The sequence below is a fragment of the Pantoea sp. GCM10028869 genome (assembly GCF_042666835.1).
Lineage (GTDB): Bacteria > Pseudomonadota > Gammaproteobacteria > Enterobacterales > Enterobacteriaceae > Pantoea > Pantoea leporis.
The window spans coordinates 577,403-590,378 of sequence record NZ_JBHTGO010000001.1; the positions used below are offsets into that span (position 1 = coordinate 577,403).

11 protein-coding genes and 1 riboswitch are annotated in these 12,976 nt (G+C 57.3%); of the genes, 3 read left to right on the forward strand and 8 right to left on the reverse strand.

The features are described from left to right. Window positions 1-107: 107 nt before the first annotated feature. Both ACFQW4_RS02675 and ACFQW4_RS02680 read right to left on the reverse strand, forming a co-directional pair. Window positions 108-1,556: an acyl-CoA reductase gene (locus tag ACFQW4_RS02675; RefSeq protein WP_377723623.1), complete on the reverse strand. Its 1,449-nt coding sequence runs from the start codon at window positions 1,554-1,556 to the stop codon at window positions 108-110. Further along, window positions 1,553-2,635 (reverse strand): long-chain fatty acid--CoA ligase, encoded by a 1,083-nt coding sequence (locus ACFQW4_RS02680; protein ID WP_377723625.1) that lies wholly within the window; start codon window positions 2,633-2,635, stop codon window positions 1,553-1,555. Before ACFQW4_RS02680 ends, ACFQW4_RS02675 begins: the two co-directional genes overlap by 4 nt. 101 nt (window positions 2,636-2,736) lie before the next feature. Then, window positions 2,737-2,864, reverse strand: a riboswitch (TPP riboswitch). 123 nt (window positions 2,865-2,987) lie between these two features. On the opposite strand from ACFQW4_RS02680, the gene ACFQW4_RS02685 reads away from it, so the two are divergent. Beyond that, complete coding sequence (locus ACFQW4_RS02685) at window positions 2,988-3,254, forward strand: DksA/TraR family C4-type zinc finger protein (RefSeq protein ID WP_008110643.1); 267 nt, start codon at window positions 2,988-2,990, stop codon at window positions 3,252-3,254. Window positions 3,255-3,590: 336 nt separating this feature from the next. Beyond that, the gene (locus ACFQW4_RS02690; RefSeq protein ID WP_377723627.1) at window positions 3,591-4,280 is read left to right on the forward strand and encodes an NYN domain-containing protein; all 690 of its coding nucleotides are present in this window, start codon (window positions 3,591-3,593) and stop codon (window positions 4,278-4,280) included. A gap of 177 nt (window positions 4,281-4,457) precedes the next feature. Here ACFQW4_RS02690 and ACFQW4_RS02695 read toward each other — a convergent pair whose 3' ends face one another. The 6 genes from ACFQW4_RS02695 to ACFQW4_RS02720 are packed head-to-tail and all read right to left on the reverse strand — an operon-like array spanning window position 4,458 to window position 12,008. Further along, window positions 4,458-5,684, reverse strand: coding sequence for a M20 family metallopeptidase (locus ACFQW4_RS02695; RefSeq protein WP_222234110.1), 1,227 nt, complete (start codon window positions 5,682-5,684; stop codon window positions 4,458-4,460). A 10-nt stretch (window positions 5,685-5,694) separates the two neighbouring features. Further along, window positions 5,695-7,332, reverse strand: coding sequence for a dipeptide ABC transporter ATP-binding protein (locus tag ACFQW4_RS02700; protein WP_377723629.1), 1,638 nt, complete (start codon window positions 7,330-7,332; stop codon window positions 5,695-5,697). Then, window positions 7,332-8,159 carry an ABC transporter permease gene (locus ACFQW4_RS02705; RefSeq protein ID WP_101761269.1) on the reverse strand — a complete coding sequence of 276 codons (828 nt, stop codon included), beginning with the start codon at window positions 8,157-8,159 and terminating at the stop codon, window positions 7,332-7,334. The genes ACFQW4_RS02700 and ACFQW4_RS02705 overlap by 1 nt, the downstream gene beginning before the upstream one ends. Continuing rightward, window positions 8,152-9,099, reverse strand: a complete 948-nt coding sequence (locus ACFQW4_RS02710) for an ABC transporter permease (RefSeq protein ID WP_007885920.1) — start codon at window positions 9,097-9,099, stop codon at window positions 8,152-8,154. The genes ACFQW4_RS02705 and ACFQW4_RS02710 overlap by 8 nt, the downstream gene beginning before the upstream one ends. Before the next feature lie 9 nt (window positions 9,100-9,108). Continuing rightward, window positions 9,109-10,707 (reverse strand): ABC transporter substrate-binding protein, encoded by a 1,599-nt coding sequence (locus ACFQW4_RS02715; protein WP_377723632.1) that lies wholly within the window; start codon window positions 10,705-10,707, stop codon window positions 9,109-9,111. Window positions 10,708-10,727: 20 nt separating this feature from the next. Further along, window positions 10,728-12,008, reverse strand: a complete 1,281-nt coding sequence (locus ACFQW4_RS02720; protein ID WP_377723634.1) for a M20 family metallopeptidase — start codon at window positions 12,006-12,008, stop codon at window positions 10,728-10,730. 79 nt (window positions 12,009-12,087) lie between these two features. Here ACFQW4_RS02720 and ACFQW4_RS02725 point away from each other — a divergent pair, with 79 nt between their 5' ends. Then, entirely contained in the window at window positions 12,088-12,858 is a 771-nt protein-coding gene (locus ACFQW4_RS02725) for a GntR family transcriptional regulator (protein WP_377723636.1), read from the forward strand. Window positions 12,859-12,976 lie beyond the last annotated feature (118 nt).

Here is a 12,976-nt window from a genome sequence, read left to right on the forward strand (position 1 = left end):
TCCATGTTGATATGGTCACGCAAAATCTGCAGCGGCGCGATTTATCGCGCACAGCTGATTGATGCGCTATAAATTAGCCGCTACGGTATGTGCGATCTGTTATCGCGTCACTCCGCATACGGTGCGTAACGCTCGGCGGTCGCTTCTGCGCCCTGCTCGATCTCCGTGATGGTCACCAGATCGAGCAAACTAAAACGTCCATCGTGATGCCAGCCAGCTTCCGGCGAGGTCATATTGCCGAACGCCGCGATGCGCGTAACGCCCACTTGCCCGAGCAGAGCGGAAATGCCGAACAACGCCTGCGGCGTGGCCGCCACGCCTGCGGTTTGCAGAAAATGCCGCTGCTGCGCCACTAAATCGACCACTTCCTCCAGCGCATCCACGCACACCACTTTCAACGTACGGCCTAATGCCGCCGGCGATAAAGGCTCCGCATGATCAACGCTCACCACCGCCCAATTGTCTGCCGCCTCGCCGTAAAGCCTACGATCGCCGCCCAGCGCCCGAATCTCCTCGCCATTACGCCACGCGGCAATGCTGTTGATCTCTTCGCTCGCCAGCGGACGGCGCGGATGTTTGTGCGCCAGCGCGGCGAGTTCATGGGCGATGTAGCTGGCGAACTCATCCGGCGACACCTTGCCGCCGCGCTCGACAAACAGCATTTGCGGCGAGTAACAACCGGCCTGGTCGTAACGCATCACGTCGTAAGCCACGCGACGCGCCAGCTCCGCGCCTTGCCGTACATTCAGCGCCGAACTCGCCACCATTCCGAAGCTGATTTTATGGCCGTGCGGCAGAAAGCGCGTGGTAACTGGCAAACGCTGTTGGATCGCCGCCAGCGTTGAATTTCCACCATAAGCCACCAGCGCATCGGGCTGACGCAGCCACGTTAGTTCGGTTTGCGCATCGCCGCCTTTCCACCACACCACCGCGATACATTCGCCCAGGTTAGGATCGATCTCCGCCAGCAACTGCGCGAACCAGCTTGCCATCAGCGGCTCATTGCCCGGCAGTTTACCGATGGTGCCCGCCTTAACCAGCAGACCGCAAATCAAACTCCACAGCGGCAAGCCCGGCACGTTGCCCGCCCAGATATGCATTAACAATTGCGGGCCAAATGCGCGCGCAAAGCCGCCTTTGGGGCGCGGCTGGAAATCGTCGAGCATCTGCGCATCGGCGAAATCCTCCGCCAGAAAGCGCTTCAGCTGCGGCTGACGAAAGGTTTTCAGATAGCCGGTAAGGCCAAGCCGCACCATCTCGGCATCGTAACCGGTGACGATGGGCAGCAGCTTTTCGGCCTTGATGCGCAGTGGATGATGACGATCGAGCAGTCGCGCCACCGCTTCATCAATGATGCCCATGATCTGCGCCACGCTCAGCTGCTGGAGATAAGCGCGGGCGTTAGTGCGTATGCGCGCTGCGAGCGCCTTAATCTGCGCGTCATCAAGCTGCGGAACGCTAACCTCGAGGCGCTGGCCACGATGATTGAAACTCAGCGTGTGCCAATGCACTTCGTCAGCGGAGAGGCCCGGCAGATGTCCGGCAATTTCTTTCACGACTGTGCCTGCGCGCTGGCGAGAAACGCTTCCATGGTCAGCGAACAGCCTTTGGCATCAGCGCCAGTCGCGCGTCCCAGCAGATGGAAACCGCCGGGCACCCTCACGCCCGCATCTTCCGTTAGCAAGGCGGACACCGAGTTGAAATGCGCCAGATCGTGATGCACCAGCACGCCAACTTCGCCGTCCGGCACATCATCACCGGTAAGCGGATTGACCACGCGCGTGCGGATCCAGTGCGGCCCGGATTTCACCGGCGGGCAGCGCTCATTGCCCGCGTCGTAAAACTGCGTGCTGATTTCCGTCATGCCGTACATGTTGATGCAGTGGGAACGCGGAATGCCGAAGGCATGAGAGAGCGAAGCGTAGAATTCTTCCGCGCCCATCTCGCGCGACTGGCCTTTGAAACCGCCGGTATCGAGAATGCGACTGCCTGCCGGCAGCGCGAAGCGGCGTTTTTGGCGCTGCATGTCATCCAGCAGAGGCACAAAGCTGTAACTGGCGCCCAGCAACGCGTACGGTTCGCCGCCCGCTTCGGCCTGTTCCAGCGCAGTGAACAGACGATTGGTTTCGAGGCCATGTTCGCCCACCATTACTTCGCTGTCCGGCGTGCCACACTCCTTCATCGCCAAATCAAGATAGGTCGCCAGCGAGGAGTTCGGCATCGCCACGGTATCCGGGAACAAAATACCCATGCGGATGCGATCGCGGCCCGCCATAAAGCGACGGCGGAAATTGAGCAGCATCGATTTTTTCCACACCTCCAGCGTCGAATGGTAACTGCGCCCTTTTACCGTGCCGGTGGTGCCGCTAGTCATAAAGATCTCGGTAATTTGCTCGGTGGGACGGCAGCTGAGCGTCAGATCTTTGAAGGCATTAATCGGGATGGCGGGAATGTTGCGCCAGTTTTTCACCGTCAGCGGCGTGCGTCCGCGCTGAGTGGCGAAGCGGCGATAAGGGGAATTGTGTGCGAACTGATAAGCGAAGATTTCGAGGGCCAGCTGGTTGAAGTCGTCGTCTGAGCTATCTTCGCGCTGCAGGAATGTCAGCAGAGCCTGGATGATGTGTGTTTCGTTCATGTGCGTCGCCACCTTTGCGATTGCGCAGAGACTCTCAGGCAACGCCTGAAGAGCGCGAACTGTCCGCTACAAAGCACAAAGAGGGAATCAGGGCGCGATATCGCCCTGCGGTTCCGCATCCCTACGCCGGTATTAGCCGGATCAGGTTCGGAGGGTCACTACGTTGCCCGCGCATACACGCCAGCCGGTAGAATCTCAGCCCCTTAACAGAGCACCCCTTGGAACAAGCCGCAGTCTAGGATGGCGCGCGATGATGTGTCAACCATGTTAAATACGCGTGAAAATTTGAGCTGCCCGGCATAAATCACGTCATGTCTTATACTCAGAGCATGAGTATTTGCGGAGGTGAAGTATGGCTGGCGGTTGGTCAGAAGACGGTGCGGTGCACAAACAAATTGATGCCACGGTAGATGATGCGGTGGCCCGCGCTCGTGAAAATCTCGGGCACGGTGAAAGTGCTGAATTTTGCGACGAGTGCGGCGAACCGATCCCGGAAGCGCGTCGCGCAGCATTGGCTGGTGTGCGTTACTGCGTGAATTGCCAGAGCAAGATCGATAAAAAACAGGCAGCGATCAGCGGTTATAACCGCCGTGGAAGTAAGGATAGTCAGTTGAGATAGTTATTTAAATTAGCAATTCAGGTTAATGGATATTTTAAAATTTCATTTGCACTTGTTACTTTTAATTAGAATTACCATTAATCTGAAGCAAGACCATTCGCATATCTCCTGATTTTCCAAAGTTAAATACTGCAGCACTATTGCTGAAGCCGAAAGAAGAGCCTAATTTTACAAACTTTATGGCTTAGATTTCACCTTGAGCAACTTGAGTTTAGCCAGTAATGCTGATAAGTTAGCCACACAACTCAACCCTGTACGCAGCGATTCAGTTCGCTGGCCGTTAGGGTGAAAAAACCGGCTCAGGCCGGTTTTTTCGTATCTTAAGGAAGGATAAGAGTGCGTACTGCAGTTTTTATTGACGGATACAATGTATTTTATGGGCTGCTGGCAGGTACGCCTTATAAATGGCTCAACTTGTCATTGCTGCTGTCGCATATATGCCGGGTACAGGATCCGACTGCCATAATTGAAACAGTAAACTATTACACCTCCTCGGTTATTCCCCATCTCGCCACACGCGGCATCGAATCCCGACACGCTCAGGATACTTATATTCGCGCGCTGAAGACGACCGGAATTAATATATTTACCGGACGTCATCGGCTTGAGCACGCTCGGGCTCCGCGTTTCATCAGTAAAAGCGTGCCAGCATCACGCCTGGATAAGGTGGATATCTGGGAGCTGGAAGAGAAAGAAACCGACGTGAATATTGCCATCAGCATGTATCGTTTGTTTGCTAAACAGCAGACGTTGCCAATAGAAGAGAGGATCGCGCAACTGGTGTTAGTATCGGCTGACACCGACATGACGCCAGCACTCAAGGCTATTCGCGAAGATTTTCCCGACATTCGTATCGGGATCATTTTACCGCACCGCCAGGGCAACGTACGTGGTGTTCCGGGTTCACTGCAGAATCATAGTCACTGGATACGCAGAACTATCACCAATGAAGAGCTTGATGCATGCCAGTTTCCTGTTCGGGTTGCGACGCGTAAAAAACCTGCGGTTAAACCCGAATATTGGTAAGCATCAGAACCACGCCATTTAATGCGCCTCGCGGTAAATGGCATAGCTCGCGATGTTCTCCGTCGTGGCCTATTTCATATCGAAACGTAATGCGAGAACGGTTACTGATAAATCATTCAGTTCAACGTCCTGCGTCAGGCTAAATCCTACCAGCTCTCATCAGCGCTTAAACCTGAATTACGCGGCCTCAACCGGCTGACAAATCTCCAGAATGGCCAGCAGATAGATGCGCACCATATCGAGGAATTCACTGATTTCAACGCGCTCATCCGGCATGGTGTTGTATTTGCCGCCTGGCCCACAGACGATCCCTTCCATGCCCGCATGCTGATAGAGATGTGCCGCATCGGTGCCGAAGAACGCCGGAGGCGTGATCACGCCGGTGGGCTGTTCGGTGCCGCGCACGGTTTTCCAGCCGCGATTCACCGCTTTGACGATGGCGGATTCCGGTGACACTTCGAACGGCAACATGGTGGGTTTATCACGGATGCCATCATCATAAAGCTCGGCTTTCAGTCCCGGATAGCGCTGGCACAACGTGTTCAGCAGCGCCTGCAGATCGGCGAGCACACCTTCCACCGTTTGTCCTGGCGCGAAACGTGCCGAGCCTTTTAAGCGCACAAAGTCAGCCACCTGCGGCGGTCGCCACTCTTCCAGATCGCGGCCTAACGCGCCATGCACGGTACCGATATGACCACGGTTAATCTTGCGATGCTCAGCGGTTTTCGCGCCGCTAAAGGTTATGCCGTTAATCTGCGGAATCAGCTCGACGGCGGCGCTGATCGCATCCACCGCTTCTTCCCTTTTTGACAGATGGCGCGTATCGCCGGTGAGCTCAATAGTAAACATCAGCGAACCGGCGTGCATGGTCAGCGCTTGCAGATCGGTGGGTTCGGCATTGATGAAGTAGTCGGCGCGCACACCTTGCTCAATCGCCGCCAGCGTACCAATGCCGCCCTGCAACTCGCCCACCACGTAGGTCAGAATCACATCGCCTTTCAGCTTCACACCAGCATCAATCAGCGTTTTCAACGCGCAAAAATAGGCAGCATCACCCGCTTTCATGTTCGAAACGCCAATACCGTAGATAAACTGTTCGTCGATTTTTCCTTCCCAGGGATCGACGGTCCAGCCTTCGGTGACCGGATTGGTATCCAGATGCCCGTTGAACAGCAGGCTTTTGCCGCCGCCGCTGCCTGCCAATCGTCCGATGGCATTCAGCCTGTCGCCGGGCACGTTCTGCAGTTCGGTTTCCAGGCCCAGCTGCGCCATCTGCGCGGCCATGTATTTCGCCAATTCACGCTCGCCATCGGTGGCGCTGTAGCTTTTGTGCTGCACCATTTTTGCCAGGAATGAGAGGCAAAAATCGCGATCGATATGATGAATCAACTGTTCAGGCTTCATGTTTCTCTCGTCATGCAACGGACTTGGATAAGTCGGGAATATGCACCGCATCAAGCAGTGCACGGGTATAAGGATGTTGCGCCAGCGCCGTCATGTTTTCGCCGGGCAGCACTTCCACCACGTCACCGCGATACATCACGGCGACACGATGGGCGATTTGGCGAATCAGGTTGAGATCGTGGGTGATAAACAGATACGCGGTGCCGTAGCGGCGGCGCAGTTCCAGCAGCAGTTCGATAATGGTGGCCTGCACCGAGACGTCGAGCGCGGCGGTGATCTCGTCACAAATCACCAAATCCGGCGGATTGGCAAACGCACGGGCGATTGCGACGCGCTGCTTCTGCCCGCCGGACAGTGCATGCGGATAACGCTGCGCAAACTCCGCCGGCAAACGCACTTCCTGCAGCAGGCGCGCGACCGCCTGCGCTTCGGTTTCACCTGCGGGTACACCATACAACCGCAGTGGCCGTGCGATGATTTCGCCAATGGTCATGCGCGGATTCAGCGAGGCATCTGGATGCTGGAAAATCATCTGCACGCGGCGGCGATACTCTTTATCCATTTGCGCCCGGCCATGCAGCGCGTAGCCACAAAAGTCGAGCTCGCCGCTGAACGGCACCAGGCCGGTAATGGCTTTACCGAGCGAGGATTTGCCGGAACCCGATTCACCAACCACGCCGAGAATTTCTCCCTGATGAACGGTGAGCGCAACCGCATTGGCGGCGCGCGTGGTATTGGCTTCACGCTTCAGCAGACGATCAAGAAGACCTTGTTTGCCGTAGTCGATGGTCAGCTGCTTTAGGCCGAGTAACGGTTGGTTGCCGGGCGCGTCCTGCACCAGCCGGTGCTGCGGATTGGGTACCGCCTCAATCAGCTTGCGCGTATAGGCGTTTTGCGGCGCGCTAAACAGGCTGCGCGTGTCGGCCTGTTCGACAATGCGTCCCTGTTCCAGCACACAGACGCGATTAGCCACTTTGGCCACCAACGCCAGATCGTGCGAGATGTAGAGCGACGCAACGCCGGTCTCTTCGCGCAAACGCTCGTACAGATCGAGGATTTGCGCCGAGCTGATCACATCCAGCGCGGTGGTTGGCTCATCAAAAATCATGCAGTCCGGCTGGCAGGCAAACGCGGTGGCGATCAGGATGCGCTGCTTCTCGCCACCCGACACCTGATGCGGATAGCGGCGCATCATGCGCGCCGGATTTTTAAGTTCAACGTCGTGCAGCAGCGATTCGCCCATCTCCTGCGCTTCACGCGCCGATAAACCGCGATGGCGGCGTAACACTTCGGTGACCTGCTCACCCAAGGTCAGCGTGGGATTGAGCGAGGCGCTGGGATCCTGAAAAATCATGCCGAGTTTGGCACCGCGCAGCGCTGTCAGTTTGGCCGCGGGTAAAGTCAGCAGGCTCTCGCCGTTGAGACGAATGTCGCCCTGCAGCTCGCGCGCATTGCCCGCCAGCCAGCGCATGATCGCCCAGCCGAGCGTGGTTTTGCCGGAACCCGATTCGCCCACCAGCCCCAACACTTCGCCGGGCATCACCTGCAGGTTGATGTCACGCAGTACCGGTAGCGCATGTCCGTTGGCTAACGCGTAATCGAGGCTGTAATTTTCCACCGACAGCACCGGTGTAAGCTTGTCACTCATCAGTGGCTCCTTGGGTTGAGCACATCACGCAGCCCGTCACCCAGTAAATTAAACCCAATGGCGACCAATGCGATGGCGAGGCCCGGAATCATCATCATCCACGGCGCATTAAAGAAGTAAGCGCGCGCTTCAGAGACCATCAATCCCCATTCTGGCTCTGGCGGCTGCGCGCCCAAACCCAGAAAACTCAAGGTGGCAAACAGCATGATGGCGAAGGCAACGCGAATGGTGGCTTCCACGATGATCGGCGCCAGAATATTCGGCAGCATTTCTCGCAGAATGATGTAGTGCCCGGCTTCGCCGCGCGCGATGGCGGCGTTGATGTAATCCTGCTGGCGGGCGGCCAATGCCACGCTGCGCGAGATGCGCACCATGCCCGGCACAAAGGCGATAGTGATCGCCAGCACCGCGTTCATGCTGCTCTGCCCAAGCGTGCTGACAATCAGCAACGCAAACAGCAGGCTGGGAATCGCCATCACCGCATCCATGGTGCGCATCATGAACTCATCAAATTTGCCGCCCAGATAGGCGCTGGCGGTACCGAGCACCGAACCGATTACCATCGCCAGCGCGGTCGCCAGCAGCGACAGTAGAATGGTTGAGCGTGCGCCCACCAGCACGCGGCTGAAGATATCGCGGCCCATCTGATCGGTACCAAACCAGTGTTCCGCGCTGGGCGGCTTATAGCGCGTCAGGATGGAGATCGATTCAGGATCAAAAGGCGCAACGTGCGCACCGCCCACCACCATCAGCAGCGCCAGCAAGATAATCAGCACGCCAGCGGCACCCTGCGGTGAACGCAGCAAACGTTTCAACATATCAGGCATAGGAGATCCGCTTATCGAGAGTGACATAGGCCAAATCAGCCAGGAAATTCACCACTGAATAGGTCGCGGCGAGAATCATCACGCCAGCCTGAATGGTGGGCAGATCGCGCGCCTGCACGGCGACAATCAGTTCGCGGCCAATGCCGGGAATGGCGAAGATCTCCTCCACCACCACAATGCCGCCCAGCAGGTAACCAACATCCAGCGCCACAATGGTGATGGTCGGCAACAAGCCGTTACGCAGCGCATGTCGCCAGAGAATGCGGCGACGCGATAAGCCTTTCAGCCACGCGGCGCGGATGTAATCGGTATGCAACACATCAACCATTTCTGAGCGCACCATGCGCGAGACGTGCGCCACCAGAATCAGCGCCACGGTCACCGAAGGTAGAATCAGGTGCTGGATCCCGCTGACGAAGTTCTCACTGAGCGGCACATAGCCGGTGGCGGGCAAAATCTGCCAGACATCAGCAAACAGCAGCAGCACCAGCGTGGCGGTGACGAACTCCGGGAAGGAGATGCCGATATAGGAGATGACACTCACCAGCACATCGGCGGTTTTGCCACGGCGCACCGCCGCCCAGATGCCGAGGGGAATCGCGATAATCAGCATCAGAATTAAGGCGCACACCGCCAGCAGCAGCGAGCGTGATAATGCCGTCAGCAGCGTCGGCGCCACTTCAAGGCCATTGCGCATCGATACGCCAAAGTTGCCCTGCAGCGCCTGCGTCAGCCAATGCCAATATTGCAGCCACGCTGGGGCATCCAGCCCCAGACGTTCACGCACCGCCGCTAGCGCTTCCGGCGTGGCGTTTTGTCCCAGCAAGGTGACAGCCGCATCGGCCGGTAACAGTTGCGTGATGCCAAAAACCAGCAGCGACACCACTAACAAGGTGTAAACCATCAGCAGAAGGCGTTTGAGCAGATAACTTGCTGTCACGTTCGCTCCTTACACTGCGCGCTTCGGCGCTTTGTCGGTTAACCAGACATGGTCAAGACGGAATACCGCACCGCGCGGATGCAGATGATATCCGCCGACATAATCGCGGCTGGCGGCGAGCAGATCGAAGAAGGTCGGGATCACCGATGGCACTTCGTCATGCATCAGCTGCTGCGCTTTGCCATACAGCGTGGTGCGCTGTGCTTCATCACGGGTTTCACGCGCCGCACTTACCGCTTTATCAAACTCCGCGTTGTTCCAGCGCGTTTCATTCCAGGATGCGGTTGAGGTGTAGAGCAGCGAGAACACCGCGTCTGGCGTCGGCTGCATGTTGTAGAAGCCAACGTAGAAGTTGCCCTTCTTCCACACCTGATCGAGATAGGTGCTGTGCGCCATGGTCTGCACGTTGATGCGGAAACCGCCCTGTTTCGCCATCTCGCGCAGGGCGATGCCCAGTTGCGTGCGGGTGGCCGGTTTGTCGGAAGCGATGAGTGTTAAATCGATACCGTTGGGATAACCGGCCTCCGCCAGCAGCGCTTTGGCTTTGCTGTAATCCACCGCTTTTTTCGCCAGGTTGGCGAAGAACGGATACGCGCCGTTAATCGGCGTGTCGTTGCCCGGTGAACCCAGGCCATCCGCCACGAAATCCACCGACGCCTGACGATCAACGCACAGTGCCAGCGCCTGACGTACCCGCACATCGTTAAACGGTTTTTGGTCGCAGCCCATGTTCACATTGAGGAACTGGCCGGAGGCCACGCGCAGCGGCAGCACGCCGGAAGATTTGGACAGGCGCGCGAACTCGCTCGACTGCGCGCTCAGCATCAGATCGGTGTCACCGGAGATCAGCGCGGAACTCTCCGCGATGCCATCGGGATAGACCACCACTTCCACGCCATCCAGATAGGGACGCGCCGGATCGTAGTAATGCGGATTGCGCTTCACCACAATTTTGCGTTCTGGATCGTAGGAGACCAGCTGGAAAGGACCGGCGCCGAACGAGGCTTTGCTCAGCTTGTCATACTGACCTTGCACGATACTGGCGGGGATGATTTTCGCATCCGGATAAGCCAGCATCACCGGCAAATCGGCGTAAGGCGCATCGGTTTCAATCAAAACCGTGTTGGTATCTGGCGCGCTGACGGCGTTAATCGGCCCAATGTTATGCAGTGCTGGCGAGGCATTTTTCGGATCGAGCAGCGCCTGCAGGCTGGCGACCACATCGGCGGAAGTCAGCGCGGAACCGTCGCTGAACTTTAGGTTCGGGCGCAGGGTAAACGTCCACTGTTTAAGATCGGCGCTGGCCTGCCAGGATTGCGCCAAATCGGCTTCGGCTTCCATCTCCTGCGTCAGACGCGTTAAGCCGCTGTACAGCAGTTCCGCCACCAGATATTCCGGGTTGACGCGCACCTGATGTGGATTTAACACGCCGACGGCTTGATCAACGCTGATGCGCAGCACACCGCCTTTACGCGCCGTGCCGCCCGGCGTGGCGCTCGCCACCTGCGCGGCATGGGCCGAGAACGACCAGGGCAGCATCGCTGCGCCCGTCAGAGCGGTAGAACTGGCGATAAACTGTCTGCGGTTTAACCCTTTCATTGCGCACATCTTCTCTTCCTCGTGATTAGTTAATTACCCTGGGTTGGCTGAAAATCATCGGCGAGATACGCCAGAATGGACTGCGAAAGTGCGATCACATCTGCCAGCGTGGTGTACTCATCGGCGGCATGAATGCGGTTGTCAGGACGGGCGAGGCCGCCGAGTAAAATCTCCTGAATCCCGGCTTGCTGGACCCAGCCCATATCGGAACTGGTGGACGATCCCCAGGGTTTGAATTCGCTGGGTTGGAAGCCAAAACCCTGACTCAGCGCCGCCTGCCAGCGCGGCCAGTGCGGACCGTCCGGATTAGCGACCGGCGCCAGATGGCCAATCATTTGCAGCGTGACGTCGAGCGCGGGGCTGTCGCGCATCGCACTTTCCACACAGTGCGTCAGCTCCTGCCACACCGCGTCAAAGCGCTCTTCCGGCGCGTAGCGGCGGTTAATCAGCAGCTCAAACCGTTCAGGAATGGTTGATCCTTTGCTGCCGCCCTGCGCAGCGGCCAGCGTTAACAGTGACGTCAGCGGTTTGCCGTGATAGTGCGGCGGAGAAGGCATCTCCGAGGTGCGTTGTTCCACCTCGAGCTTCAGCTGATATAGCGCGTTCATCATTGGCAGCGCCGCTTCAATAGCATTAATGCCGTTAACCGGATCGCCGGAGTGCGCCGAACGTCCGGTGATAATCACTTTGAGATCGATGCTGCCAAAGCAACCGGCCCAGATGCGCGGCACCGCGCCGCCGTTGAAGCTGAGCAGGTGACCGGAGAAAAGCTGTTGTTCCGCCAGATAACGAATGCCGGGATACAAGCCGCCCTCTTCATCGCTACACAGCAGAAATACCGGATTAAAACGCAGCGGGATGGCCGCCGCCTGTGCCGCGCGCACTGCCGCCATCGCGGCAACAATGGTGCCTTTCATGTCTGCTGCGCCGCGCCCAAACAGCTTGCCTTCCGCTGCGGTCAGCGTGAGCGCTGGAAAACGCCAGCCATCGCCGGCGGGCACGGTATCGGTATGGAAATAGAGATTGCAGTTTTCAGCGGCACCAGCATCAAGCGATGCCAGCAAATTGACGCGTTCACCGTACGCGCTGCCGTCCGGTGCCTGCCATAAATGTTCCGGCACGGAGACGCGCGCAAAGTGAAAATCCAGCGGTGCTAACAAGTGCGTCATCAGGTCAGCAAATGCGCCATAACCGTTGCCCGGCGGGAAGCAGGTATCCACCTCCAGCATCTGTTTAAGGTCATCCGTCATTTGCGCGCCGTCATGAGCAATCATCGCTAATGCGTTGTTAAACCGTGGATTTTGCGTCATAGGATTATCGTCTGTTGTATTTCTATATAGTTTATAGATAATGCAATTCAACGACTGAGGTCAATCGGTAATCGGAAACATGCAAAAAAACTATGACGCGAACCACGCTCAACCTTTCGCCAGACTCAGCGAAGGTGAAGGTGCGCCGCTGTATGAAGTGGTCAAGCGCCATATCAGCGAATCGATCCTGCAAGGTGAACTGCCCGCGGGCACGATTTTGCCGAGTGAAAATAGCCTGGCGGCGAAGTTTGGTGTGTCGGTGGGCACCGTGCGCAAAGCGCTGGCGGCGCTGACCACGGAAGGCATGCTGATGCGACGTCGCAAAACCGGGACCGTGGTAACCGGCTGGGCGCCGCTGCACAATCTCAGCCACTTTTTCCAGTATTTTCGCCTGCACGATAAAACCGGCGGATTGCTGCAATCCGATACCCGATTACTGGATTATCAACTGAGTCTTGCCAGCGCCGACGAAGCAGAGAAACTGCAAATTGGTAAGGGCGATGAAGTGATCCGGCTGAAGCGTTTGCGTCGCGTGAAGGGCATCGCCGCGATGCATGAAACGCTGGTGCTGCCCTCGGCGCGACTGGCCGATTTCCCAGCAGCCGATCAGTTACCGCCGCTGCTTTATCGCTATTTGTTTGAGCGCTACGACCTGCGCGTCGCCGCCGTGCGTGAACAAATTACCGCTACGCTGGCGAATGAAGAGGATGCGGCGCTGCTGGAGCTGAGTTTGCCGCACGCCGTGATGGTGATTGATGAAGTGTCGTTTGATCAAAGTGCCCTGCCGGTAATTTTGGCGCACCACCGTTTTAGTACTGAACACTTTATGTATGTGAATGAGATCCGCTAAGCGCGCGGCATGAACCGCCATCTGAGTCGGGTTAAACAGCGCAGATGCGCCGGGTTTCTGGCTGTTTCGGGAAAATGTTCTAAGCTATTTAGGTAGTTAAAACTTATTCCACTGAAAG